This is a genomic window from Paenibacillus sp. NPDC058071, from assembly GCF_042885235.1.
Taxonomy (GTDB): domain Bacteria; phylum Bacillota; class Bacilli; order Paenibacillales; family Paenibacillaceae; genus Pristimantibacillus.
In genome coordinates this window covers 16,870-43,268 of sequence record NZ_JBHVSK010000012.1, presented here as the reverse complement: position 1 = coordinate 43,268, position 26,399 = coordinate 16,870, and the positions used below count along the sequence as shown (strand labels likewise).

Sequence of the window (26,399 nt, the reverse complement as noted above, 5' to 3'; positions counted from 1 at the left end):
TTTAGCAGGCGGAAAGCATCTTTTTGTGCATGCCCTCTTTGTAGCCTTTCTTCTCTTGTAGCGCACACAGAGTAGAAACACAACGGTCTCTCAGGTCAGGGCGGCGTTTTACGTACAGGAACGAAGTGCGCGCATAATGCCTGCATAGTATCCTGGCTCCCGCGGGATGAAATCTTTGACCATCACAGTGCGCCTCACTGAAATCGGCGTATTCGGATCAGTCAGCTCGATTCCTTCCACGGGCAGTTCAGGCAGCGCCCCTTCGAACAGCAAGATCAGTTTCTCTAAATCGGCTTCATAGACGCCTGCCACTTCTTCAGGCTGCAGCTTAAGAGCGGCAAGCGGAACGTCGCAAATTAAACCGAATACATGACTTACCTCACGGTCGATGAAAGCTATGCCTCGCACGGAACCGACAGCCTCCTCCCGTACTTCGCCAAGCGGGATCAGCTGCTCGAACGAAGCCGATACGCCAAGTTCTTCTTCAAGCTCCCGAACGGCATCCTGCAGCGTCTCGCCGGCCGTTAGATGTCCGGCCGCCGTAATATCGTAATGACCGGGGTGCGTGTCCTTGTTATCGGCGCGCAGCTGGAAACGGACGAAGCGGCGGTCGCCCTCCCGCCGGGTGAGCCAGCAGTGGAACGATCGGTGCCAGTAGCCTTTTTCATGCGTCTCCTTGCGTGTAGCGATTCCAATTGGATTCATCGCATCGTCGTAAATATCGAAATATTCTTCCGCCATTCGTTCAAACACTCCGTTTCTGGCCTGCCTTCAGCTTCAGGGCGCTAGGCGCTGGCCCGTTCACCATCGAGCTCCGAGGTGCAGTGCTTGCATTTTGTCGCTTTAATTGGCACTTGCGATAAGCAATACGGGCACTCCTTCTCGGTTTTCTCCTCGGCCGCCGCTTCCTGTTCAGGGCGAATACGGCGAAGTACGTTGATGAACTTGACGAGGAAGAAGATACAAGCGGCGACGATCAGGAAATCGATCATCACGTTAATAAACTGCCCGTAAGCGATAACCGCAACGCCGTTGTCGGTAGCTTCCTTCAACGTATGAACGGTTTTGCCTTTTTCCAGCAGGCCTTCCGTCTTAACGGGATCAAGATTAATGAACAAATTCTTGAAATCGGCGCCGCCCAGTATTCGGCCGATCGGAGGCATAATGATATCGTTGACGAGCGAGGTGACGATTTTGCCGAATGCCGCACCGATAATAACGCCGACAGCGAGATCGATCACGTTGCCTTTAATGGCAAATTCTTTGAATTCCTGAATAATTTTCATGGCAAACTCTCCTTTTGCTACTAGTATAGCCGTAAATCTATGAATCTACTCTACTGTTCTTGCATTATTATGATACAAAATTGTAAAAAATAATAGCCGTTTTTACAATTGTGAAACAGGTTAAGAAGAGGATTTTCTCCCTTATCGTCGAATTCCATCTTCTAGAAAATTGTTTATATACGGGGAGTACTATGAGCCATTTTACAATATCGGGCAATCTCTATTTCAATCTCTTGTCCCTGATGATTATAGGCTTTGCTTCATATACGATGTTCAGCATGTCGAGCCATCTCAGCTCGAAGCCTCTGTTTCCGGTTATTAACTGGCTGACGGGCGGGGCTGCTGTCTTCGTATTGGGTTTGTGGGCGATGCATGTCGTGTCGCTTCTGGGCTCCAATTTTTTAGTTGTGCTCGATTTTTCCGTGTTCTACGCTTTGTTCGGCTGCTCCGTGTTTACTTATGCCGGCATTTATATGCAAAGAAGCCGCTTGCCGAAATCCGCTAAGCTTGCCTTCGGCAGTTTCTTCGTCACCATCGGGGCTGCATTGCTGCATTACATTTCGATGCTGGCGGGCGGAGTAAGCGCCGTTTCCATTCATTGGGGGATCGGGATTGCTGGTATTCTAATCACTTTCTTTGGTTGCCTATTCTCCTTTTTCCTTATTATGCGTAAAAAAGGGCATTATCGGTTTTGGGCGAGCTGCGTACTGGCCACGGCGCTGATGTCGACGCATCTGCTTGCGATGAACGCGTTGGTGGTGGAGCAGGATCATGTACTGACAACCGATCTGCTCAACCATTACATGATGCTGCTCGGCTTTATTCTAGGCATCGCTATGCTGCTTATCTGTAGCTTTGCTTTTACGACTTGGCGCACTTCCCGCAAATACAAGATGATGAATACGCAGTATAAGCTGCTTGTAGAGAACTCGATGGATACGATCGCAATTATAAGCGACAAACGATGGCACTATATGAACGCCGCCGGCTTGAAAATGTTTGAAGCGGAGCGCAAAGAAGATTTGATCGGAAAATCGATTTTCGATGTGCTGGATGAAAAGCATCACTGGGTCGCCGAGCTGTGGCAGCGAGATCGTCAGGACGAGGAAGAAACGGGGAGCGTACCGATTGAGCTGGAATGGAGAACGGTCAAAGGCGGTCGTCTTTATACGGAGCTGGTGTGGACAAGTGTTCATCTGGAGGGCAGATACGAGGATCAGGTCATTATCCGCGACATCTCGGAACGTAAAAAGAACGAAGAACTGCTTATCAATTCCGAGAAGCTTTATATCGCAGGACAGCTTGCAGCAGGAATCGCTCATGAAATCCGCAATCCGCTTACCTCGTTGAAAGGATTTTTGCAGCTGATTTCCTCGGGGCGTACGGAAAACAAAAATTATTTTGGCATTATGAAAACGGAGCTGGTCCGCATTGAATCGATCGTCAGCGAGCTGTTGATGCTATCCAAGCCGCAAATTTACGATTTCATTCCGCTGGATATCCGAAAGGTGCTTAAAGATACGAGCATTTTGCTGGAGACAGAGGCGACGCTGCACGATATTGAAATGAAGCTGCAGCTCGGAAATGCGCCTTTATGGGTGAAGGGCGTGGAAAATCAAATGAAACAGGTATTCATTAACGTCATTAAGAACGCAATCGAAGCGATGTCTTCCGGCGGCTCGATCGAAGTGCGGGCGACGCTGGAGAACGACGGTCAGGTGGCTGTGTACATTAAGGACGAGGGGCCGGGAATGGAGAAGGAACAGTTGTCCAAAATCGGACAGCCATTCTATACGACGAAGGAGGAAGGCACCGGCCTCGGGCTGATGGTTACCTATAAAATCGTCGATAATCATCAGGGTACGATTACGGCGGATAGCGAAAAAGGGGAAGGAACGGTCTTTCGCATTCGCTTCCCATTCTATGATCCGAACCGGCTGTCAGCCGCTAATGAAACGTAATGAGGACGGCAAGACGACCGATTCCAATGGCACTTCTCCAAGCCGCTCGCCATCTCCGTAAGCTTCAATAGGATGGTTGAGAGAGGCTTCGCCTTTACCGCTTTTGACGGGGACGGGACGAAGCCGGACGGAGGCGCCTTGCAGCATCGTGACGTAGCGTAGTTTCGTATGCGCGCCTAAAAGCAGCGTAGGCAACAGAAACAGTAGTTGGAGCGTCGAACAAGAGTGTACGATGCAAATATCGAGTTTACCGTCAGCGGCGTTCGCTTCGGGGCAGATACGCAGGCCGCCGCCGTAGCTGGATGTACTGGCAATGGCCGAAAGCCAGCTTCGCTCGAAACGTTGCATGACGCCGTCGATCGTTACTTCGATCGCCGTCGGACGGTAGGCAAAAAGTGTCTGCAAGACGCCAATTACATAAGCGAACGAACCGATGCCGAGCCTGTTGCACCAGCTTTTATAAAAGGAACGGTCCACTGCGGCGGCTATCGCGGAATCGAACCCCGCCGCAACGGCCGTTATTGTAAATGACGGGCGTTGCAGCTCATCTTGATCGGCCTGCGACGAAGCGCTCGGCAGCTTAAGCTTAGTGCGGATTAAATCGATTGGCACGGCGCGCCCGTCCAGCAGCTTGCGAAGCGCCGCCAGCGGCTTGTGTGGGATACGGAAATGCCGAGCCGTATCATTGCCGGAACCGGCAGGGATGATGCCGACGGGAACGCCGCTGCCGACAAACAATGGGAGGAGGCCGTGCAGCGTGCCGTCGCCGCCGATGACGGCAATCGCATCCAGCTTGCCAGTGCCCTGCGGGCCTAGCTTTTCGAGACGGTCGGACATTTCTTTGTAAGCGTTTTCCATATTATTTAGAATAATGGCTTCATAAGCAATAGAACGGCGGTTCAGTTCGGCCTCAACAATAGACCAAGCGCGTTTGCCCCGTCCATTGCCGGCCGAAGGATTGACGGCAAACAAAAGCATAGTGGTTTCTCCTCGAGTTCGGTCTTGGTTTCACTCAGTATACGAGGGTTTGTCGAAAATTGAAACCTTAGGATCGGGCGCTCCGTACTATCAGAACGCGAACGCGAGACGAAGATCGGCGTTTATGGCATAATAAAGGCAGAAGTTAACTGTTTTAAAGGAGAAACCGCTATGACGATTGGAGCGCGGGTGCTTAAGACCGGAATGGCTGTTGCGCTGGCCATCTATTTAAGCAAGCTTTTCGGATTTCCGTCGCCGCTGTTGACGGCGGTCGCGGCAATATTGACGATACAGCCTTCGATCTATCGTTCCTGGCAGCAGGTGCTCGATCAGTTGCAAACGAACGTGCTCGGAGCAGCCATAGCGATCGGAGCGATGAGGCTGTTCGGGGAAACGCCGATTGCCGTCGGACTGGTATGCATCATTGTTATTTTAGTCAGTATTAGGCTGAAGATGGAATCGACGATTGGCGTGACGCTGGTCACCGTTGTCGCCGTAATGGAAGCCCACGGGCAAGGATTGGACGTTGCGATCGATCGCTTTCTGATGGTACTGGCCGGAATGGGAGCGGCTTTTGTCGTCAATGTGGCCGTATTTCCGCCTCGACCGAGAAAGCAATTTACGGAACAGGTGCATACCGCTTATCATCAGCTTTCACTGCTCATGCGGACGGCTATTTCCAACGAGATGAAAGAGCAGGTGTACCGGAAAGAGAAAGAAGCGCTGCATACGACGCTCCGCAAGCTGGAAGACCGCTATGTACTGTTCGAGGAAGAGCGCAAAGTGCTGGCGAGAGCCAAGTCGAGCCATGCTCGCCAACTGCTGCTGTCCAAGCAGATGATTAAAGCTTTGCAGAAGGGCGCCGACTTGCTGGAGTCGGTGGAGGAGCATTATTTCGCCTCTCCAGGGGCGGAGGAATGGGCGGAGCGGCTTGACCGGCAAATGGAGGAGCTGACCAAGTATCACGAATCGATCTTGCTCAAGCTGGAGAACAAGATGAAGCCTGGAGCCGAGATCGAACCTGAGGAAGAAGGGGAAAGCCGCCTCGTCGGCGAGCTGACCGATTACTTGCGCACCGATCCGGACGAACATAAACGGCTAGTGTTTGTTGCTTCGAGCATGTTCGAATATGCTTACCATTTGCGCCGTCTGGAAAAGATCGTCGATATGGTACAGCAGCGCGATGCTGCCACCTCATCCAAACGGACCGGAGACAGCGAGGAGAAGAAGCGGGAGAACGGCTTGCTTGGCAACGAATGACGTAGGACGAATAACGAATGACGAATGACGAATGACGAATGACGAATGACGAATGAGAAAAAAGACAACCCGGAAGCCCGAAAGACAGGGCGGGTTGTCTTTTTTGTTTAAGTTTCTGTTTTACGGCTGCCTTTGTGGCGGCGCGGATGCTGCATATGAGCTTCCGGATCGTCGTCACGGTCTTTCGGAATGAGGCGCGGGTCGGTGCGGCCTTCATGGTGATTGTCGAAGTCGAGCTCCACAAGCTCCCACTCGGTTGTGCCGAGCTGCGGATCGGCGGGAAAAACATCTCCCCGATCGAGCTTCTCGACGCGATCCCATTCGTTTTTGTAAACGCCGTCGACCGCCACATTTTCGCCGGTAATGGGATTCATCTCATTATGTTCACGTTCTTGGTCCTGCTGGCTCATCGCGTTCGTCCTTTCCATCCCTTAGCTTATAATCCATGCTTCGGTACTGCCGCCCGATCGGCATCCGACTGCTGCTCGCTGGCCTGCTGCTTGCCGCTGCCGCTCCGGTCCGCCCGCGATTGTGCGGCGCTCGCGGCTTTTTGTTTCTGAGACGGTTGCTCGCCTGACAATCGACATTCCTCCTCTCGGTTGCATAGGTGCTCCAACAGTTTTCCACAAAAGGAAGGAATGTATGAGCGGACGTTCGGCGATTTGGACTGCTTCGTCCAAGCGAGAAAAGGCTTGCGATTAAAGCAATCGCAAGCCGCAGGCAGGACAATGAATATGACGTTCGGTAACGGTTTCTTCACAAGCCGGACACGGCTCGGTGAACGGTTCAGCGTGCGGAGCCGTCTCCGCCGCTGCGCTTGTGCCGGCTTCTCCATCTGCCGGATGCTGCCCCGGACGAAGATGAGCGGGCGTTGCGAACAGCGCCTCGACCATTTCTTTGAGTTCCTTATACTTATCCGTTCGTCATGATGCGGATAAGGATGATCATCGCGCCGAGCAGGAGACCGACGCATAGAAGAGCGATCGTCGTCGCGATCGCCCCGAATCCCCATGTCGAGAGAAGGGGCATCGATGCCGACACTCCTTCCGCTGGCTAATTGTTAATTTGATAGCGCGCCTCCAGCCGTTTTCCCCCGATCCACATCAGCGCAATCACGCCAATCGTCACGAATATGCGCCAGGGCTCGTCCCGGAAGCTGGAAATATCGAAGCTAAGCAAGGAAATGCTTAGAATCATGACCGCTTTGCCAAGCACGGTGGCAATCATGAAGGTGCGGGTCGGTACGGAGCTGAGCCCGGATACGATATTAATGAGCGACGATGGCGAGAACGGGAAGCAGGCAAGCAGGAACAACGGCGTAAAGCCTTTGCGGTCGATCCAGTTGAAAAATCGCTCCGAGCGGGGAAAGCGTCGTTCGATTTTGCCTTTTACGTTATGGCCGAGCTTGCGGCATATTAAAAAGACGCATAAAGCTCCTGTCGATACGCCGATCCAGGAAAACAAAAAGCCGAGCCAAAGTCCGAAAATATTGGCGTTAGCCGCAACAATTACGATCAGCGGCAGAAAAGGCAGAAACGCTTCCAGCAGCGGCAAGGCTATGCCGGGCAGCGGCCCGAATTCACGAAAGCTTTCCAGCGTCCGTTGTACTTTCTCAAGGTCGATCCCTTGGATAGCGATCAACCATTCTTGCATAATCCCCATTAACATGTCATCCCCGATTCGCCCGGCAACGGGCATCTACTCATTTTTGCGCGGCGAGGCCTCCCTTCCAGGCTCGCATTGGAAGCATTAGATAGAGGAGGCCGATCAGTCCGAACAATACGGCGCTGATCCACACGACTGAAGGCTCTCCTAGACGGGAGGCGATCACGCCGCCCGCTACTGGACCGATCATGACGCCGATTCCTTCGATCGTGGAAAGTAAGCCCCAGCCAAGGCCCTCTTGTTTAGGCGGTACGTAAGTAGCCAGCAAAGCATTCCAACTAGGCAGAATGGCGGAATAGGAAATTCCTAGCGCCATAGCAATGATTAAACAATACCAGAATGGAAGCGCCCATGCCAACGTATAAAGGCCAAAAGCGAAAAAAGCAAAGCCAAGCACGAGAAACCACTTGTTACCGCCGAGCTTGTCCGACAATCGTCCCATCGGGATGAGGCCGATCGCGGCGAACAGTCCCCCCACTGTTAACAGCAGTGAATAGGATGCTCCGGTAATGCCCAAGTGCTTCTCAGCAAAGCTTGGCAAAATCGGAACGAGCATACTTGCGCCGGTCGTTTGTAGAATCATGCCAGGCAGCAGCAGTCGCATTTGCTTCAATTGCGAGCCGAGGGCTTCGAACTGAGCGCGCATCGGGATCGGCTTGAGCGAGGTTGCCTTTTTGCCGTTTAGGAAGAGTGACAGAAGCCATCCTCCAGCCGACATTCCGACCAATAAGTAATAAGTCGCGTTCAGGGAGTGATCGAGTAAAATATTGCAGACGATCGGACCCGAGCCGAGCCCGACAAACCAAACGGTGTATAGAAAGCCCATTTGCGTGGCCCGCTGATCGGCGGTCACTTTCGTCAGGCACACAATCCAGATCGGAGACATGCCGATGCCGTACAAGGCGGCTGCCGTTATGAACAGCCATGGCGTATAGGCGATCTGAAATAACGCAACGCCGCCGAGCGAGACGAGCAGACCAATCTGCACGACGAACCGAACCGAGAATCGATCGAGCAGGTAGCCGATAGCCATTTTTAATACAGTATCGGTTAAATAGTGAGCGGTAATCGCAATGCCGATAATGTCCAGCGAGAGGCCAAGCGTTTTCTGCCCGTAGATCGGCATGAGGCTGACGAGAACCGCACCGCGCACAAATTCGACGAGAAACAAAATAACGGAGATGAGCAGCATCTCCGGGCCGAACCAAGGGATTGCAAAACGTTTCAGTTTCACAGAAAATAAGCTCCTTTTCCAGCACAAACTTTAAATCAGCGCTTTGCTTGAAGGGAGCGGGAGCGCTGCGGGGGGAGGGTTCTTCTTCCGGTCGCTGTAAAAGCCTGATTCCTGAGACCACTATCGTTCTCCAGAGTCCTCTGCCCCTTCGATTTACTCCCCTTTTCCGTCAAGCACTGATGTAAGTTTGAGCTCTGTATTCAGAAAAAAGCCTCAGAGAGGCTTACAAAGTCGAAAACAAGCCTGTATCCGCTGCTTCGAGACGGGTTAAAATGTCGCGGGCGATGTAGTCCGCCGAAGCGTCGCTGCGCTGCAAACGGCCAACCGCCTCCCGGCATTTGCGAAGCTGCTCCGGATTGGCCAGCAATTCGAGGAGGCCGGCCAGCAGCTGTTCCGGCTTGGAGCTGATGAATGCGGCGCCTTTCGATTGCAGGTAAAAGGCATTTTGCCGTTCTTGACCGGGAACGGGCCGGTGAATAAACATGGGAAGTCCGGCGGCGATCGCTTCGGACAGCGTAATGCCGCCAGGCTTCGTTACTAGTACGGTCGCGACAGCCATCAACTCGTATATTTGCTCGACATAGCCGAACAGCTTCAACCGGGAGGCTTGCGGATGGGAGGCGAGGTACGCTTCCACAGAATAGACAAGCTCAGCGTTGCGGCCGCATACGAGTACGACCTGAACGTCGCCGTCCTGCTCCAGCAGGCGGCGGCAAAGCTTTTTAATATCGGGCATGACGCCATGGGCTCCGGCCATAATCAGAATGATCGGCTTGTTTGGCTGCAGGCCGAATTTGCGATACAGCTCTGGAGAAGGCGCAATGCCATGGAAACCGCTTTTCAGCGGAATGCCGCTTGCTTCTACTCGGTTCGCGCGGATGCCAAGCCTGCCAAGCTCTTGCTTCATGTCTTCCGTTGCTACGTAATAGCGGTCAATATTGGGATGAACCCATCTGCGATGAAGGTCGAAATCGGTAACGACCGCATAGGAAGGCAGATCGTTCACGAGCCGCTTCCGCTTGCCATTGCGCTTCTGCATAGTAGGCAGCGCAAACAACGGAAACGTATGGATGACGGCATCCGGCTTTTCTTTTGCCAGCAGCCTGCGGATCGTATCCCTTCCAAGGGAGTGCAGAAGGCCGCCAAATAGCGAGTTATGCTTCATAGGGCGAGTTGCCTCATACATCCATCCGTACAGGAGGGGCAGCCGCGAATAGCTTTTCAAATAAAATCGTTTCGTCATTTCGTTCAGCCAAGGATGCGATTCCGCCATAAGGTCGATCATCATCGTTTGCGCTGCGCCGTTCTTCTCCAGCGAGTCGCGAATCGCTCTTGCCGCTTGCAAATGGCCTTCGCCGTATGAGGCGTACAGAATAACGATTTTCGGGTTGCGGCACTGTCCATTTTGGGCCATGAAGGCACCTCCTGCGGCCATTATAACGGCCGAATGTAAAGCGGCTGTCATTTGAAAAGATAAGAAATCGTAATTTTGGTTCTGATTTATTATTTTTGTATAATGAGGGTTGTATCCAACCTTTTTTGGAGAGGTGAGTAGAAGATGGAGTATACGTATTTGGGACAGTCGGGCTTGAAGGTTAGCCGTCTCTGTCTGGGGACGATGAATTTCGGCGTGGATACGGACGAGAAGGAGTCTTTTCGTATTCTAGACGCAGCGCTTGATGCTGGCATTAATTTTATCGATACGGCCAATATTTATGGCTGGGGAGAAAACTCCGGCCGCACGGAAGAAATTATCGGACGGTGGTTTGCCCTAGGAGGCGGCCGACGTGAACGAACCGTGCTCGCTACCAAAGTATACGGCGACATGCACCAGTCTTATGACGGTCCGAACGGCGAGCCGGGATTGTCCGCCTATAAAATTCGCCGCCATCTCGAAGGATCGCTGAAAAGGCTGCAAACCGATCATATCGAGCTGTATCAAATGCATCATGTCGACCGCTCCGTTCAATGGCGCGAGCTGTGGCCAGCGTTCGAAACCGCCGCTCAGCAAGGGAAAATCGGCTATGTGGGCTCAAGCAATTTTGCAGGGTGGGACATTGCGGTGGCGCAAGGGGAAGCGAAGGCAAGAGGCTCGCTCGGACTTGTATCGGAGCAGCATAAATATAATTTACTGTGCAGGCTGCCGGAACTTGAGGTGCTGCCGGCATCGAAAGCTTTAGGCTTGGGGGTTATTCCTTGGAGTCCGCTGGACGGCGGCTTGCTTGCGGGCAATCACCGGCGCGGCGCTGCTGGACGGAGAAGCGGGGACAATAAGCGGCTGGAGAAGCATCGTGCGCAATTGGACGCGTACGGAAAGCTTTGCGATGAGCTGGGCGAACCGGAAGACCTGGTGTCGCTTGCATGGCTGCTGGCGAATCCGGCTGTTACGGCGCCGATAATCGGGGTACGCACGCTGGAGCAATTGAAACGCTCGCTTCGTGCGGTGGATATTAAGCTGGACGAGCAGACGCTCGCCCGGATCGACGAGATATTCCCGGGACCGGGCGGCGATGCTCCTAAAGCTTACGCTTGGTAACTTGGAGGGAAAGGGGCAGATAAGCGGCGGGCAAGCGGGTGTCGCTTATCCGCATCCTCTCAGATTAATAGATTAAACAGAACAGGGTCTTTGTTCAGCTCGACGAAATGAATGCTTTTCTTCGTCATGCGTTCGATTAACGGCGCATAGTCGTCGCGATGCTTCAGCTCAATGCCGACGAGCGACGGGCCGTTGTCCTTATTGTGCTTCTTCGTATATTCGAAGCGGGTAATATCGTCGTTCGGGCCAAGCACGTCGTCGAGAAACTCTCTTAACGCTCCGGCGCGCTGCGGGAAGCTCAGCATGAAGTAATGCTTAAGCCCTTCATAGATTAACGAGCGCTCTTTAATCTCCTGCATGCGATCGACGTCGTTGTTGCCGCCGCTGATTACGCAGACGACCGTTTTACCTGCGATTTCATCGCGAAGCTGCTCTAGCGCGGCAATCGGCACAGCTCCGGCAGGCTCGGCAACGATGGCATTCTCGTTGTACAGATCGAGCAGCGTCGTGCACACTTTGCCTTCGGGCACAGTTATCACATCGTCGAGCAATTCGCGGCAGAGCGCGAAAGTGAGATCGCCGACGCGTTTGACTGCCGCGCCGTCGACGAATTTGTCGATTTGCTCAAGCGGAAGCACTTCGCCTGCGTCAAGCGATTCACGCAGCGAAGGCGCGCCTTCCGGCTCGACGCCGATCACCTTCGTGGAAGGCGACACTGCTTTCGTGTAGGAGGCGACGCCTGCTGCAAGACCGCCGCCGCCGACGGTCACGATGACATAATCCGGAACGGTTTCGGCTGATTCCATAATTTCTTGGCCGACGGTGCCGTTGCCGGCAATGATTTTCGGATCATCGAACGGATGAACGAACGTCATGCCGCTCCGGTGGCTTTCGGCTACCGCTTCAGCGTAGGCGTCGTCGAACGTGTCGCCCGTCAGGATGACCTCGACGAAGTTACCGCCGAAGAAGCCGACTTGGCTCACCTTTTGCCGCGGCGTCGTGCTTGGCATATAGATTTTGCCGGGAACTCCGAGCGCTTGGCAGGAGTAAGCGACACCTTGGGCGTGATTACCCGCGCTTGCGCAAATAACGCCTTGGGCCAGCTGCTCGGATGAAAGCGAGCGCATCAAATGATAGGCTCCGCGAATTTTAAAGGAACGAACGATTTGCAAATCCTCGCGTTTCAGCAAAACATTGCAGCCGTAGCGCTCCGAGAGCACACGGTTATACTGCAGAGGCGTGCGGGTAATGACGTCTTTCAAATGCATTTGGGCGTGTACGATTTCTTCAAGCCCGATTTTAGGAGAATAAGACGATTGAAATTCCATGTGTTTCACCTCTCGAATAAGTAACTCGTTGCAAGTTCAAATAATCTGTTAAACATCACTCATAAATCCTATCACGAAGGCAAAGCTCGAATGATTCATTATAGCATCATGCGCTTGAACGTGCAGAGTTTTTCATGGCGGATTGGGCTGCCTGTTGAAGGCGCTAGGCGTTCTGAAGCGGCTCGATACCGGCGGCCGGACGCCAGTTGCCTGCTTTAGAAGGACTGAAGGACGTATCACAACGTCTTTTAGGGGAGGAGAGATACGGTATGCGAAAAGCGTTCAAAAGGCTAGTCATCACCTTGGTCGTGCTGGCTGCGTTGATTGCGGGAGGCGGCTTGTGGCTGATGTCCTATGTAGCCCCGGACGAGCAGCTTAATTTGAGTTACGAGCCGATCGATCTGAAGGAAAAGGCGCTCAGCATGGTCAAACGGTTGTCGCCCGAGCTCGTGCTGACCGAGTCCGATATAAATAACCTGATCAAGATGCAGTTAAGAGGAGGAGACTCTGAAGGACTGCCTCCGGACGTTCGGCTGGACGGCGTTCGTTTCGAGCTGGACGGGGACAGGCTGCTCGCTCATTTAAATGTGACGTACAAGGACCGGTTTCCTGCGGGGCTGCTAGCGTCGTACAAGCTGGAATGGAAGGAGCCTAACCTGATCGTCACGCCGGTTGAGTTGAAGCTCAAAGGCTATGAGCTGTCCACGGCCAGTATGGAGCGCTATATGATCCCGCTCGACATTGGCGAGCAAGCACTGGTAAGAATCGGCGACATTCGCTTTGACCAGAATAGCATCGCGATTCGTTTGCAGATGCAGTTGTAGCTGTAGCTGTAGCTGTGAGGAGTGGCGATTGGGGATTATCTTGGAGGAGCGTGCGTGCTGTAATCTGTAGCTGTGTTGTGGGGGAGTGGGCGTGCTGTAATCTGTAACTGTGTTGTGGGGGAGAGCGGTGCGTCCGAGAGAATGGCGTTCCGCATTTGTAGGAGTGGCTATTCTGAGATAGAGAGGCATGTTAGCGTTCCACTTGCAGGAGTGACCTTGTTTCATATAGAGGTATGCATGGCTACACTCCTCTCGGGGGATCATCCCTGCCGCTGCTTGCGCTAGAACCAGCTTATCTACTCTTCGTCGTAGTTAAATGTGCGTAGTTGCAGGGTTTTCGGAAGTAGAAAAAGTAAATTGTGTTGCCAATAACTGCTGAAATGCAGTTATTTTTTTGTTTTTAAAGGATATATACGAAATAAATGCATTTTGGCAGTTATTTTCGCGCGTATGCCCCTTCAAGCACCCGCTGTGCTCAGAATAACTGCGATTCTGCATTTATTTCTAATAAAAGGGATTTTGCGGGCGAAATAACTGCGTTTTTGCAGTTATTCAACCAGTTATTCTTATTTAGGCTGTTCCAGATGCTAGATCTTTCGCTCGTTCTGGCTTAGCGCTAATGATCGCAGAAAAATGGTGAAGTTTATCAATGGACGTAAGGAATTGGCGATAGTGAAATGAGATTTTATTACCTTTCGTTGACATTATAGTTGAGAATGGTTATCATATATACGAAAGTGATAATCATTATCAATTAAATGATGAGTCCATTGTCGTTGATATATAGCGTAGGCTGGAGGGTTGGACTTGGGACTTTTATTTGAGATGGTCGTGAAAAAGAGGCAATCTGCTCGAATCAAGTTTGCTTTGCAACAATCGAAATGGGAAGGTCCGGAAGCGAACGACCACCGCCATACATCCAAATACATCGAGCCGGGAACCGCTAGGCAAATATCGGAGTCCCGATTGTCCGGTCAGAGTATGGAGGGAGAATATGCTTCCTCTTCTGTCGAAGGAGATAACGGAGTCATGCTGCGCTATTCCGGGAGAACGCAGAAGGAGGGAGTACAACTATGAGAGAGAGCCAAGGAGAGAAATACGAGAAGCTGCCATTAGGACAGGCCGCGTGGGCAGAACAGAACGAGTTGGTTGAGCAATGCGAGCCAGATAAGAAGGCGGGTCAAACGGAGCAAGGTTGGTTGGCAGAGCAAAGTGATCTTGCTGACCAAACCCAAGCGGCAGAGCAAAGCGATCTTGCTAGTCAAGCCCAGCAGATCCAGCAAATTGGTCAGGCGGGTCAAGCAAGCGGTCAGGTTGACCAAGCTCAATCGGCACAGCAGAGCAGTCAGGCGGGTCAAGCCCAAGCGGCGCAGCAAAGCGGTCAGGCGGGTCAAGCTCAAGAGGCGCAGCAAAGTGGTCAGGCTGGTCAAGCACAAGCGGCACAGCAAAGTGATCAAGCGGGTCAAGCCCAAGCGGCGCAGCAAAGCGGTCAGGCGGGTCAAGCTCAAGAGGCGCAGCAAAGCGGTCAGGTTGACCAAGCTCAATCGGAACAGCAGAGCAGTGAGGTTGACCAACAGCAGAGCAGTCAGACTGGTCAAGCTCAGCAAATGCAGCAAAGCGATCAGGCTGGTCAAGCCCAAGTAGCACAGGAAAGCGATCTTGTTAGCCAGCCTCAGCAGGCACAGCCTGCCGTTCAAGCAGAGCAAGCCGAGCAGGCCCAGCAGGCTGGGCAAAGAGAAGAACCGGGCAGGCCTTGGAACTGGCTGCTCTTTCCCTTTTCATCTGTGAAAACATACGGCGATACGACCTACGCGGCTTCGGTGGGGCATGGCATCTATGAGATAAACGGAGCGGGGCGCTGGGAGCCGTTGAACGACGGATTGCCAGAACATTTTACGGTCAACCGGCTTCAGCAGCACAGCGGTCTTGTTCACGCTTGTACAAGCGAGGGGCTGTATGTGTTGGATGAGGAGGGCTGGTCTGAGACCGGATTGGCCGTACCTTGCTATCAATACCGGCTGCTAGGCGGCACGGGGTACGCGGCGACGGAATACGGGCTCTGGTCGCATTGGCGCGGACATTGGACGAAAGAGGCTTGCTCGGACAAGCGGGTTTACGATTTTCTGAATTTGCCGCAGTATATCGTCGTTGGTCATGAGAGCGGCATTTCGTTGTACGACCGGTTTATGGACGATTGGGCGGAATTTGAGTTAAACCGTGCGGTGACAAGCCTTGCCGTTTATCGAGGACATTTGCTTGGCTCAAGCAATAAGGGCGAGCTGTTGGTCGGAGACAAAAAAGGACGATTCGATCGAATCCGGTTTGGGCGTCATTTTATTTTTTCGCTATGCACTCACGGTTCGGATATTTACGTATGCACAGATCATGGACTATTCAAGCTTGGCTGGATCAATGAACGGCTCATGCTGCTTTCTATCAAGCTAGGCTTCCCCGTCACCGATGTCGATTGGAATGGTCAGAGCGAGACGCTGGTCCTTGCTACGCTTTTCCAAGGCGTCCAAACAGTTGAAATGCAAACCCTGTAATTACTTTTTTGGTTAAAAACACATAGCTATGCTTCAAACGTTAGAGACCGCGTTCATCCAACGGCATCCGGAAAAGGTATGCCATGGAAGAACGCGGTTTTATCGTAGATGAACATCTGTTTCAACTCTATTTTTCGTCAGGATCGGATTCTTTTCGGGCGATGTAGACAAAGGGCGACGAGATTATGTAACATGGCAATAGATTGATAGAAAAAGATTGGCACATCTTGTATTTTTGCATACGTACACACCAATCTTCATAGGGAGAGATTTACAGTGCCAGAGGAATTGTTATTGACCTTTCGTTCGCCGCCGCTACCTTTTTTCGTCGAATCGAACCGGAGGGAGTATCCTGTCGGCTACGAGCATCCAAGCCGGGCCAATATCGGAGTTTTTGATCTTCTATTCGTCCAGAAGGGCGTACTTTATATCGAGGAAGAGCAGAACCGGTGGACGTTGCATCCGGGCGACGTGCTTGTTTTGAGGCCAGACCGGGGCCATGGTTCTTTTCAGCCTTGCAATGAGGAGACGGTGTTCGACTGGGTGCAGTTTCAGACGGTCGGAGCCTGGGAGGAAACGGCGGGCAACCATACCGGCTCGTTGCGGGGCGACTACTATACATATGCAATACGTTTGCCAAAACATATGCATCTTTCTTTCACGGATGAAGCAAAGCAAGTATTCACTCAACTGCATGAGGCGGCCCAAAGTTCTTCGCACGGCGCGTTCTGGGAACGGCAGCAGCGGTTTCTTCATTTGCTTCAAATGCTGGATGAGGGCTGGCGCTCGGATGCTGCTAGAGCTGGCGTGTCGGTTGCCGAAAGGGCTGCGGCCTATTTGAAAATGAATTACCGTAATGTCGTTTCGAATACGATGTTGAGCGAGGCGCTGCAGCTTCATATCAATTACATCACGCGGTGCATGACGGAAGTATTCGACTGCACGCCGCAGCAGTATTTGCTTTATTATCGTCTCGATCAAGCGAAGCTGTTGCTTATCAAAACAGACTGGCCGATCGCCCGGATCGCGGAGGAAACGGGGTTCCGGCAGACGCCGCATTTTTCAAGATTGTTTGCCGCTCAGACGGGAATGCCCCCATTGAAGTTCCGCAAACGTTTTACGCAATAAGGGCAGGTTGAAGGCCACTCATCAGTCTGGAAAATAAATGAATAACAACCCCTGCAAAAGGCGAATACTGGATGCGTAGGAAGCTTGACGCTCAGGTAATGGCTTGTTTGCGAAAAGGGGGTTCGACAGAATGATAGAGCGTTATTCTATTACGGCCGATATTGGCGATATGGTGGAAGCTTTTCAAGTGCAAAAGTTGATTCATTGTTATACAAACCGCTTCAATGTGGCTCCGACGCAGACGGTCTCAATCGTTATGCACGATAAGCTGGGGACGCGCGTCATGCACGATGCCAGGTGGGGGTTATTCCCGTTCTGGGCAAAGGATTCGATTAACGCGGATTATTCGGGACTGACGGGTAAACGTTTTTTTGACCGGATGCTGAGAAAGCAGCGGTGCGTCGTGCCATGCAGCGGTTTTTTTGGCTGGCAAAAGCCGGACTCCGAGAAAGAGCCTCGGGCGATGCATATCGTGGTGCCTCATCAGCGGTTGTTTGGCATTGCGGGCATTTATGACGAGTGGCGCAATTACAGCGGCAAGCTGGTTCGGGCTTTTACGATGATTACGGCGCCGTCTTCGGGCGCGATGTCGCAGTGGCAGCCACAGGTGCCGATTATTCTTGACGAGGACGGCCTGGAGGACTGGCTCAATCCGACAATAACCGAGTTTCGCTCGCTGCGTAAGCATCTGGAACCGCTGGAGTCCTATCGGATGCGCGCGTATCCGGTCACAAACGCGGTAGGCGACGAAGCTTACGAATCGCCAGACTGCATTAGAGAAATCCGGCTTCCAGATTTCGCGTAAGGCGGAACGAGGCTGAAATAGGAACGGCAGTAACGGCAGTAACGGCAGTGTCCAATTAAGGGCGTTGCCGTTTTTTCTTGTTTCTTTGATGGCGGGGGAGCAGATGCGGATTTTGGCGCAAGTGTCGAGGAAGGCGGTCCGGAAGGCGAGCTGTAAGGAGGCTTGTAAGACGGAAAACCGTCTTACAGGCGGGAAAAAGGGCTGGAAGGAAATCTGTAAGCCGGAAAACCGTCTTACAGACGGGAAAAAGGGCCGGAAGGAGGCCTGTAAGGCGGAAAACCGTCTTACAGACGGGAAAAAGGGCTGAAAGGAGGTCTGTAAGGCGGAAAACCGTCTTACAGACGGGAAAAAGGGCTGAAAGGAGTTCTGTAAGCCGGAAAACCGTCTTACAGACAGGAAAAAGGGCTGGAAGGCGATCTGTAAGGCGATCTGTAAGGCGGAAAACCGTCTTACAGACGGTAAACAGGGCCGAAAGGAGGTCCGTAAGACGAAAAATCGTCTTACAGACGGAAAAATGACTGGAAGTAGCTCTGTAAGGCTCAAAAGCGACTTACAGGCGGGAAAAAGGGTTGGAAGTAGCTCTGTAAGGCTCGAAAGCGCCTTACAGGCGGGAAAAATGGCCGGAAGTAGTTCTGTAAGGCTCGAAAGCGCCTTATAGGCGGGGGAAATGGCTGGAAGTAGCTCTGTAAGGCTCGAAAGCGCCTTACAGGCGGGGGAAATGGCTGGAAGTAGCTCTGTAAGGCTCGAAAGCGCCTTACAGGCGGGAAAAATGGCCGGAAGTAGCTCTGTAAGGCTCGAAAGCGCCTTACAGGAGGACAGAGAGAACAAGTAGGAGACTAGATCCGAGTGCTATAGTGTCTAATGGTGGGATTGCGGGAACATGACGGGTATAAGCTGGGACTTGCTATAAAGCACAACGTTTAACCCAACTAACTAATTTAGTAACGAGCAACGAGTAAGGAATAACGAGCAACGAGTAATGAGTAACGGAGCAGTGAGCAGCCAGCAATGAGTAGCGAACAATGAGCAACGACAACGAACAACGAACAACGAACAACGAACAACGAACAACCAACAACCAACAACCAACAACCAACAACCAACAAAGCAACTAGTAACCAATACAAAAGAGCCTCCAGACCGCAGTAGAGGGCAATGCCACAAGATAGCGGTTTGGAGGCTCTATTTTTCTTCTGTTTGACCACGTGAAAACTTCGTTATGCCCCGATTGTGGGCAGCGTCCTTCGCAGTTCGTCGGTGAGGAGCGGAACGATTTCGAACAAGTCGCCGACGATGCCGTAGTCGGCGACTCCGAAAATCGGGGCATCGGCGTCTTTATTAATGGCGACGATTACTTTCGATTGGCTCATGCCCGCCAAGTGCTGGATGGCGCCGCTGATGCCGCAGGCAATATAAAGCTGCGGCGTGACCACTTTGCCGGTTTGGCCGATTTGCAGACCGTAGCCGCAATAGCCCGCGTCGCAGGCGCCGCGTGAAGCGCCGACCGCTCCGCCGAGCACGTCCGCCAGCGCTTGCAGCGGCTCGAAGCCGGCCGCGCTATGCACGCCGCGGCCGCCGGACACGACGACGTCGGCTTCGGCCAAGTCGATCCGTCCGCCTGCCCGGCGCACGAGCGAGCGTACGGCGGTGTATAGCGGCGGAACTGTAAACGGCAGCGGCCGCACAGAACCGCTTCTGCCGCTGCCGAGTTCATCCGCCGGCGGCAGGTTGTTCGGGCGGATTGTGACGACGCGCAGCCCACCGCCCGGAGCAAAGCTGCGCCGCTCGAACGCCTTGCCCGCATAGAGAGGGCGAGTAAACAAGCCGGCATCGCTGCCATCTCCTTCGATAGCGACCACATCGGCGATGTGGCCGCCTTCGCGAGCTGCTGCCAGCCTAGGCGCAAGCTCGCGGCCTGCGGCAGTATGGCCGAGCAGCACCGTTTCCGGCTGTGCAGCGTCCACTGCTGCTTGCAAAGCGGCTAGGTAAGCTTCGGGGACAAAGGAGCTCAGCGCCGGGTCCTCTGCGACAAGGACGACGTTGGCCCCGTGCTCGATTAGCGCATTGGCAGCGCCAGAAGGAATGCCGCTTCCGGCAAGCAAGGCGTGCACTTCACCATCGTCGCCCGCTAAACGGCGAGCTGCTCCCAGCGCCTCCAAAGCTACGCGGCGCAGGGAACCGTCCCGGCATTCCGCCCAGATAAGCACTGTTTTTGTCATGTAGGATAAAGCCTCCTTTCATTTCTGAAAAAAGCGGCTAATTGTTCAAGCCAAACCAACACTCAAAGTTTGATGGAAGCAGAAACGGAGACGGAGAGCAACCGGGCGAGCTCGGCCGCTTGTTCCGAGGGCGTTCCGGACAATCGTATTCCCGCAGCACGCGGGGCGGGAGCGAATAGCTCGGCGCGTACAGTCTTGGCAGCTTTCCGCTCATCCGGCAAACTGGCAAGCTCGTCTGCCGCAACCCGAGTGAGCGGCTTCTTCTTGGCCTTCATAATGCCGGGAAGCGACGGGTATCGGGGCTCGTTGAGCCCTTGCTGAGCAGTGACGAGTGCAGGCAGCGGAATGGCCACCGTCTCATTATCCCCTTCGACGTCCCGCTCGACGATGGCATAAAACGCCGCTCCCTCGGCGGCAATTGCCCCTGATGCCGAGGCATCGGCCTGTCCCGAGATTTCCAGTTTTACGGCGGAAGCCGCATGCGGCAAGCCCAGTATTTCAGCAACCTGCAAAGCAACACTACCAGACCCGCTGTCCACCGCGAACAGCCCGGCAAGCAGCAAATCCGGCGCAAAAGGGCTGATGAGCTCGCTTAGCGCGGCCGCCAATGCAGAACTATCCTCCGCTGCCAGTCCGTCAGCCTCCAGCCGAACGGCTTCGTCAGCCCCCATTGCCAGTGCAGTGCGGAGCGCTTCCTCGCTTCTTTCCGTCCCGCAGGCGACGACTCGCACATGTCCGCCGTGCGTCTCCCGCTGGCGGAGCGCTTCCTCCAGGGCGTATTCGTCATACGGATTGATGACGAGCTTCGCTTCCTTGTCAGAAATGCCGGTAGGCGTTACGACGATTTTTTCTTCCGTATCAAAGGTTTGCTTGAGCAGAACGACAATTTGCAGCATTCCGATTCATCCCTCCTCAAGTTTTCCGTAGCGAACGCATGTCTCGCAGGAAGGTATTTATCCCACAGGCAGATGCGTCTGAAGATGCCGTAGAAAATCCCAAAAACCCAAAAACCCCGAAAATCTCGAAAATCTCGAAAATCTCGAAAATCTCGAAAATCTCGAAAATCTCGAAAATCTCGAAAATCTCGAAAATCTCGAAAATCTCGAAAACCCCGAAAATCCCAAAAGTCTCGAAAATCCCAAAAGTCTCGAAAATCCCAAAAACCCCGAAACCCCGAAACCCCGAAACCCCCGAAAACCCCTTACCTTACCCTAAAAGATACGAGCATCAAGACTTCGATAAGCGCTCACGCTGCCCTACAGGGCATACAGGCAAGCTGATCTTTTGCCCCCCGCATAAAACGTCAGGCGCAGCCCCCATAATTGCGCATGCAGGCTCGGCTTAAAAATCAATCATCAGTGCTACGATATGAGCGAAAAAACGCAAATAGACCGTCCTCCCGAACAGCCGCGGCGGCATGTTCGCTCCTGCCTCGTCATATACATGGAGCACCGCGTGCTTTTCCTCTTGAGCGACAAAGGCGGAGTGGAGCTGCTCCGAACCGGAGCTGAATCTGCCCAATCCAGTCAGCACCAGCGCTAGACGCGCTGTATTGATGATCGATTCGTGCAGTCAGCCAGTCAGCCAAATGCACCGAAATCGGCGCATGGAATCAGAGCTAGCTACTCCATCCAGTCCGTGTCGGAAGCGCTGTTCGAGGGGAGAGGTACGCCCAAAATTGAAAGCGTTTTAAAGCTTGTCCAAAACCGAGGAAAGGAGGGGGAAACATGCCGCTTGCCTTGAACGGGTTGATGGAGCACGCGGCGTATGCCGCCAGATGGACTTTCTTTGCCGCAGCGGTATTGCTGGCGGTTTATACGTTTGCCGCCGTTATCCTGCGGAGAGTCGGATACATAAAGCTGGGAAGGCCGCCGATTATCGGCGACAGGCCAAAACGTCCAGCAAAGCCGCCGCCCCGGGCGGACGGCAGCTTTGCTGGGCAGGTGTTCGGCCACCGCAAGCTGCTGCAGGATTGGCGGAGCGGCCTCACGCATTTGATTTATTTTTATGGCTTCATTCACTTGCAATTCGGGGCAATCGATCTGATCTGGAAGCATTTAAGCGGAACGCCAATCCCGTTTCCAGCTTATTCGGCTTTCGCCTGGGGTCAGGAATTGACCGTATCGCTGGTGCTGATTGCTATTCTGTATGGTGCTTTTCGAAGGTATGTGGAGAGGCTGCCGCGCTTAAAAAGAGGCTGGAAGCCGTCACTCGTTCTCTGGTTCATCGGCAGTTTAATGCTTAGCGTCCTGCTGACACTCACGTTCGAGCGGCTTGCCGTCGGTAGCGGGAGTGCTGCCGTCAGCGGAACTGAGGCAGTCCATCACACGGTGGACGCGGCTTATGCCCCGGTAACGGCTCCGTTAGCTTCTATTCTAGGGGAGCTTGGCGTAAAAGAAGGCGGATTCGCTGCAATTGCCGGTTACGAATTGTTCTGGTGGCTCCATCTTCTCCTATTGCTGTCCTTTTTGGTATATGTGCCGCAGTCGAAGCATTTTCATCTCATCACGGCTCCGGTCAATTTGCTGCTGCGCCGGAGAACACCGCCGGGACGTCTGGCGCCGCTTGATCTGGAGGACGAGGAAGCGGAGACGTTCGGCGTCGGCAAGATCGAGCATTTTACGCAAAAACAGCTCGTCGACCTCTATGCCTGCGTCGAATGCGGACGATGCACGAACGTGTGCCCCGCTTCGAATACAGGCAAGCTGCTGTCGCCGATGCATCTGATTGTGAAGCTGCGCGATCATTTGACCGAGAAAGGGACTTCCGTTACCGCAAAGTCGCCGTGGATTCCGGCAGGCGTATTCGGCAAAGCAGGAGCGGTGCATACGATGGGGGTGACGCTTCCCGTCTGGGAGGACGGCTTCGACAACGGAACGGCTGCGGGCGGACTGACGACGATCGCGCCGACGATGGCCGCACAGGCGCAGGCTTGGAGCGTGCGGCAAGGGGCAAAGGCAGAGGAGCTGGAACTGATCGGCGACGTGATGGCGGAGGAGGAGCTGTGGGCTTGCACGACTTGCCGCAACTGCGAGGAGATATGCCCTGTCGGCAACGAGCATGTGGATAAAATCATCGACATGCGCCGTTACCTGGTGCTGATGGAAGGAAGGCTTCCGGCCGACGGGCAGCGGGCGCTGCAAAACATCGAGCGGCAAAGCAATCCTTGGGGCTTGCCGCGAATGGAGCGGGCAGCCTGGATCGATGATTGCGAAGCGAAAACCGGCGTTCGGGTCAAGACGATGCAGGAGCTCCGTAAGCAGGGGACAGGCGAAAAGCCGGAGCTGCTGCTATGGGCAGGATCGATGGGTGCCTACGACGCACGGAGCAGGCGCGTTCTGTACGATGTCGTGAGGCTGCTGGATCGGGCGGGCATCTCCTTCGCCACGCTCGGGACGGAAGAGCGCAGCTCGGGCGATACGGCGAGAAGGATCGGCAACGAAATGCTTTTTCAAGAGCTGTGCCGCGAAAATGTCGCCACACTGCGAAAATACGCCATTACCCGCATCGTAACCGTGTGCCCGCATACGTACAACGCGTTCAAAAACGAATATCCCGACTTTGGCCTGCCGCAGGAAGTAACGGTCGAGCATCATTCCGAGCTGCTGGCTAGACTGCTCAAGGAAGGTCGGCTTGCTCCGCGCTACCCGGTGGATGAGAAAGTAACCTACCACGACTCCTGTTACTTGGGGCGATACAACGGTGTGTACGATGCTCCGCGTCAAGTGCTGGCGGCTATTCCCGGCGTTAGTCTGACGGAGATGGAGCGTTCGCGGAAAACGGGCATGTGCTGCGGAGCTGGCGGCGGGCTGATGTGGATGGAGGAAAACAGCGGCGTCAGAGTCAACAAGGCAAGAACGGCTCAGGCGCTGGAGACAAAGGCTTCGGTAATTGGGTCGGCTTGCCCATATTGTTTGACCATGATGGAGGACGGCTTGAAAATGTTGGACGCAGCAGAGCGTACAGCCGCCAAGGACATTGCGGAGCTGCTGGCTGCGAGCGTATTCGGTCCGGCACCTGCTGCCGGTCATAAGACGGAACAATCGCATACAGGAATGTGAAGATTGATGTCTTGTTTATAAAAAAGAGGGGGATATGCCTATGTCGAACAATCCCGCTAAAAACCGAGCGGCCGTCATTGGCTCCGGCGTCATGGGAGCCGGAATTGCTGCGCATCTCGCAAACGCGGGTTTTCGGGTGCTGCTGCTGGACATCGTGCCGCCGTCGCTGACGGATGATGAGGAACGAAAGGGGCTTACCCTCACGCATCCTGAGGTGCGGAACCGGTTGTCGCGCACCGCTCTGCAACGGCTTGTTAAGGCGCAGCCGGCGGCGCTGTACGATACGGCGCTGGCGGCCCGAATTACGCCGGGCAACCTGGAGGATCATTTGTCCGAGCTGGCGGAGGTCGAATGGATCGTGGAGGCGGTCGTGGAGAAGCTGGCGGTTAAGCAGGAGGTGCTCGCCGCTATCGAGTCGGTCTGGCGGCCGGGAACGCTGGTTAGCACCAATACGTCGGGCTTATCTGTAGCGGAGATGACGAAGGGGCGAAGCGAGGCGTTTCGGCGTCATTTTGCGGCTACGCACTTCTTTAATCCGCCTAGGTACATGAAGCTGGTAGAGGTTGTTGCGTCAGCTGATACGGCGCCGAAAACAATCGAGCGGCTTACTGAACTTTGCGAGAAAAGACTGGGTAAGGGCGTGGTCGCAGCCAAGGATACGCCAAATTTTATCGCCAACCGGATCGGCACCTATGGCATGCTCGTGACGCTGGAGGAGGTGCTGCGTTTCGGCCTGACCGTCGAGGAGGCGGACGCGCTCACTGGCCCAGCGATGGGCCGGCCAAAGACAGCAACGTTCCGGATGCTTGATCTGGTTGGACTCGATACGCTGCTTCATGTGGTCGACAATGTGCGCGATCGAAGCAGCGATCCTGCGGAGCAGGCCGCATTCACTAGGCCTGAGCTGCTCGAAAGGCTGGTAGCAGACGGTCGGCTCGGCGAGAAATCGGGCGGTGGATTTTACCGGAAAGTAAGGAACACCAAGGGCGGAAGCGACATCGAAGCATTGGACCTGCTAACGCTCGGGTACGCGCCGCGCAAGCAAGTCAGTTCCACTGTCCTCGATGCGGCTAAAGCGGCCAAAGGAGCGGGAGCTAAGGCGAAGGCGCTGCTCGGAGCGGAGCCCGGCAACCGGTACTCGCAATTCGCATGGAGGACAATTAAGAGAACGCTGCTCTATTCGGCTGGGCTTGTTGGCGTGATCGCCGATTCGATCGTCGACATCGACCGGGCGATGAAATGGGGTTTCAACTGGGAGCTTGGCCCGTTCGAGCTGTGGGACGCCATTGGACTGGAAGCCTCGGTCGCTCGCATACGAGAAGATGGCGACGATGTGCCGGAATGGGTAACGGCTTGGCTGGAAGCGGGGCGGAAAAGCTTTTATATCACACAAAAAGCTGGCGAGGACGATGAAGAGAACGGCTCTATCGTGTCGAAGCGCTTCTACGCCTCGAATGGCGAATATGCGGAGGAGCGAGTCGGGGCTGACGACATATCACTGGTTGCGCTGAAGGATGCAGGGCGAACAGTGCTGCGCACAGGGGGGGCGAGCTTGATCGATTTGGGCGACGACGTCGCTTGTCTGGAGTTCCACTCGCCGAACAATGCGATCGGCGGCGATATTTTGTCGGCGATTCGGCAAAGCGCGGAGGAAGTAAGCCGCAACTGGCGGGGGCTGGTCATTGCCAACGAAGGGAGAAACTTTTGCGTTGGCGCGAATCTTGTGTTGCTCCTCATGGAAGCGCAAAACGGCGATTGGGACGAAGTCGAAGACATTATCCGGTTGTTCCAGTCGAGCATGCTGGCGATCAAACAGTTGGATCGGCCGGTCGTCGCCGCGCCGCACCGGATGACGCTCGGCGGCGGGGTGGAGGCTTGCCTACCTGCGGATCAAATTATTTTTTCGCCGGAAACGTACTTTGGGCTGGTGGAGACGGGAGTCGGACTAATTCCCGCCGGAGGAGGCTCGAAGGAAGCGGCGGTGCTGGCGGCAGAACGGGCGGCGGGGGGAGAGCTTCAGCCGCATCTGAACGCCTTGTTCGAGACGATAGCGCTTGCAAAAACGTCGACCAGCGGCTTCGACGTTGCGAAGCTCGGGCTGAAACGCCCGCAGGACCGCGCCATCATGCGCCAGGATTCCCGCATTGCAGAAGCGAAGCGGGCCGTGCTTGAGCTGGACCGTGCGGGTTATGCCGCGCCGCAGGAAAAGCGGGTTCGGGTAGCCGGCCGGGAAGGGAAGGCAGTACTGCAAGTGGGGGTGCAGGGCATGCTGCTCGGCGGCCAGATTAGTAGGCACGACGCACTCATCGGGACGAAGCTGGCGCATGTGGTGGCTGGCGGCGACGCTGCTCCGGGCGCGGAGGTGAGCGAGCAATATTTGCTTGATCTGGAATGCGAGGCGTTTCTTAGCCTCTGCGGCGAGCGCAAAACGCAGGAACGGATGAGCCATATGTTGTCTACGGGCAAGCCGCTGCGCAACTAAGCGGTAGTCTTGTTAGAAGGAGTGTTCGAGCCATCTATTATGCGGCGTAGACCGGAAGTTTAGCTGCATGAATAAAGCAAGGGGGA

General features: G+C 54.2%; 23 protein-coding genes. 10 read left to right on the top strand and 13 right to left on the bottom strand.

Features of this window, described 5'->3' with window-relative positions:
* Nucleotides 1-108: 108 nt before the first annotated feature.
* Both ACFVTB_RS19285 and mscL read right to left on the bottom strand, forming a co-directional pair.
* Nucleotides 109-741: an NUDIX hydrolase gene (locus ACFVTB_RS19285; protein WP_387752651.1), complete on the bottom strand. Its 633-nt coding sequence runs from the start codon at nt 739-741 to the stop codon at nt 109-111.
* A 44-nt stretch (nt 742-785) separates the two neighbouring features.
* A complete protein-coding gene (gene mscL / locus ACFVTB_RS19280; protein WP_387752648.1) occupies nt 786-1,286 on the bottom strand; it encodes a large conductance mechanosensitive channel protein MscL in 501 nt (166 codons plus the stop codon).
* A 191-nt stretch (nt 1,287-1,477) separates the two neighbouring features.
* On the opposite strand from mscL, the gene ACFVTB_RS19275 reads away from it, so the two are divergent.
* Nucleotides 1,478-3,247 carry an ATP-binding protein gene (locus ACFVTB_RS19275; protein WP_387752645.1) on the top strand — a complete coding sequence of 590 codons (1,770 nt, stop codon included), beginning with the start codon at nt 1,478-1,480 and terminating at the stop codon, nt 3,245-3,247.
* On the opposite strand, the gene ACFVTB_RS19270 is transcribed toward ACFVTB_RS19275, so the two are convergent.
* Entirely contained in the window at nt 3,227-4,225 is a 999-nt protein-coding gene (locus tag ACFVTB_RS19270; RefSeq protein WP_387752642.1) for a diacylglycerol/lipid kinase family protein, read from the bottom strand. The two genes, ACFVTB_RS19275 and ACFVTB_RS19270, sit on opposite strands and share 21 nt — an antisense overlap.
* Nucleotides 4,226-4,396: 171 nt before the next feature.
* On the opposite strand from ACFVTB_RS19270, the gene ACFVTB_RS19265 reads away from it, so the two are divergent.
* Nucleotides 4,397-5,485, top strand: a complete 1,089-nt coding sequence (locus ACFVTB_RS19265) for an FUSC family protein (protein ID WP_387752640.1) — start codon at nt 4,397-4,399, stop codon at nt 5,483-5,485.
* A 107-nt stretch (nt 5,486-5,592) separates the two neighbouring features.
* On the opposite strand, the gene ACFVTB_RS19260 is transcribed toward ACFVTB_RS19265, so the two are convergent.
* The 6 genes from ACFVTB_RS19260 to ACFVTB_RS19235 all read right to left on the bottom strand — a co-directional run bounded on the left by ACFVTB_RS19260 (nt 5,593) and on the right by ACFVTB_RS19235 (nt 9,798).
* On the bottom strand, nt 5,593-5,913 hold the full coding sequence (locus ACFVTB_RS19260) for a transposase (RefSeq protein ID WP_387752637.1): 321 nt from the start codon (nt 5,911-5,913) through the stop codon (nt 5,593-5,595).
* Between the two features lie 8 nt (nt 5,914-5,921).
* Nucleotides 5,922-6,065, bottom strand: coding sequence for a hypothetical protein (locus ACFVTB_RS19255; RefSeq protein ID WP_387752634.1), 144 nt, complete (start codon nt 6,063-6,065; stop codon nt 5,922-5,924).
* 118 nt (nt 6,066-6,183) lie between these two features.
* Nucleotides 6,184-6,378, bottom strand: a complete 195-nt coding sequence (locus ACFVTB_RS19250) for a hypothetical protein (protein WP_387752632.1) — start codon at nt 6,376-6,378, stop codon at nt 6,184-6,186.
* 160 nt (nt 6,379-6,538) lie between these two features.
* The gene (locus ACFVTB_RS19245) at nt 6,539-7,147 is read right to left on the bottom strand and encodes a TVP38/TMEM64 family protein (protein WP_387752629.1); all 609 of its coding nucleotides are present in this window, start codon (nt 7,145-7,147) and stop codon (nt 6,539-6,541) included.
* Nucleotides 7,148-7,187: 40 nt separating this feature from the next.
* Nucleotides 7,188-8,384 (bottom strand): MFS transporter, encoded by a 1,197-nt coding sequence (locus tag ACFVTB_RS19240; protein WP_483875117.1) that lies wholly within the window; start codon nt 8,382-8,384, stop codon nt 7,188-7,190.
* A gap of 223 nt (nt 8,385-8,607) precedes the next feature.
* Nucleotides 8,608-9,798 (bottom strand): MGDG synthase family glycosyltransferase, encoded by a 1,191-nt coding sequence (locus ACFVTB_RS19235; RefSeq protein WP_387752626.1) that lies wholly within the window; start codon nt 9,796-9,798, stop codon nt 8,608-8,610.
* Nucleotides 9,799-9,942: 144 nt separating this feature from the next.
* Here ACFVTB_RS19235 and ACFVTB_RS19230 point away from each other — a divergent pair, with 144 nt between their 5' ends.
* Complete coding sequence (locus tag ACFVTB_RS19230) at nt 9,943-10,920, top strand: aldo/keto reductase (protein WP_387752624.1); 978 nt, start codon at nt 9,943-9,945, stop codon at nt 10,918-10,920.
* A gap of 59 nt (nt 10,921-10,979) precedes the next feature.
* Here ACFVTB_RS19230 and ilvA read toward each other — a convergent pair whose 3' ends face one another.
* Nucleotides 10,980-12,248, bottom strand: coding sequence for a threonine ammonia-lyase IlvA (ilvA, locus tag ACFVTB_RS19225; RefSeq protein ID WP_387752622.1), 1,269 nt, complete (start codon nt 12,246-12,248; stop codon nt 10,980-10,982).
* A 269-nt stretch (nt 12,249-12,517) separates the two neighbouring features.
* Here ilvA and ACFVTB_RS19220 point away from each other — a divergent pair, with 269 nt between their 5' ends.
* From ACFVTB_RS19220 to ACFVTB_RS19200, 5 genes are all read left to right on the top strand, one after another.
* Entirely contained in the window at nt 12,518-13,072 is a 555-nt protein-coding gene (locus ACFVTB_RS19220) for a hypothetical protein (RefSeq protein ID WP_387752620.1), read from the top strand.
* A gap of 807 nt (nt 13,073-13,879) precedes the next feature.
* Nucleotides 13,880-14,149, top strand: a complete 270-nt coding sequence (locus ACFVTB_RS19215) for a hypothetical protein (protein WP_387752617.1) — start codon at nt 13,880-13,882, stop codon at nt 14,147-14,149.
* Nucleotides 14,146-15,618, top strand: a complete 1,473-nt coding sequence (locus ACFVTB_RS19210; RefSeq protein ID WP_387752614.1) for a hypothetical protein — start codon at nt 14,146-14,148, stop codon at nt 15,616-15,618. Before ACFVTB_RS19215 ends, ACFVTB_RS19210 begins: the two co-directional genes overlap by 4 nt.
* A 276-nt stretch (nt 15,619-15,894) precedes the next feature.
* Entirely contained in the window at nt 15,895-16,746 is an 852-nt protein-coding gene (locus ACFVTB_RS19205) for a helix-turn-helix transcriptional regulator (RefSeq protein ID WP_387752612.1), read from the top strand.
* A 130-nt stretch (nt 16,747-16,876) separates the two neighbouring features.
* Nucleotides 16,877-17,551 carry an SOS response-associated peptidase gene (locus ACFVTB_RS19200; protein WP_387752609.1) on the top strand — a complete coding sequence of 225 codons (675 nt, stop codon included), beginning with the start codon at nt 16,877-16,879 and terminating at the stop codon, nt 17,549-17,551.
* A gap of 1,217 nt (nt 17,552-18,768) precedes the next feature.
* Here the strand turns inward: ACFVTB_RS19200 and ACFVTB_RS19195 are convergent.
* From ACFVTB_RS19195 to ACFVTB_RS19185, 3 genes are all read right to left on the bottom strand, one after another.
* Entirely contained in the window at nt 18,769-19,770 is a 1,002-nt protein-coding gene (locus ACFVTB_RS19195; protein WP_387752606.1) for an electron transfer flavoprotein subunit alpha/FixB family protein, read from the bottom strand.
* Nucleotides 19,771-19,832: 62 nt separating this feature from the next.
* Nucleotides 19,833-20,663 carry an electron transfer flavoprotein subunit beta/FixA family protein gene (locus tag ACFVTB_RS19190; protein WP_387752891.1) on the bottom strand — a complete coding sequence of 277 codons (831 nt, stop codon included), beginning with the start codon at nt 20,661-20,663 and terminating at the stop codon, nt 19,833-19,835.
* 448 nt (nt 20,664-21,111) lie between these two features.
* Nucleotides 21,112-21,291, bottom strand: coding sequence for a hypothetical protein (locus ACFVTB_RS19185; RefSeq protein ID WP_387752603.1), 180 nt, complete (start codon nt 21,289-21,291; stop codon nt 21,112-21,114).
* 206 nt (nt 21,292-21,497) lie between these two features.
* Between ACFVTB_RS19185 and ACFVTB_RS19180 the strand changes: the two genes are divergently transcribed.
* On the top strand, nt 21,498-23,831 hold the full coding sequence (locus ACFVTB_RS19180) for a (Fe-S)-binding protein (RefSeq protein ID WP_387752601.1): 2,334 nt from the start codon (nt 21,498-21,500) through the stop codon (nt 23,829-23,831).
* 40 nt (nt 23,832-23,871) lie between these two features.
* Nucleotides 23,872-26,313: a 3-hydroxyacyl-CoA dehydrogenase/enoyl-CoA hydratase family protein gene (locus ACFVTB_RS19175; RefSeq protein ID WP_387752598.1), complete on the top strand. Its 2,442-nt coding sequence runs from the start codon at nt 23,872-23,874 to the stop codon at nt 26,311-26,313.
* Nucleotides 26,314-26,399: the final 86 nt, after the last annotated feature.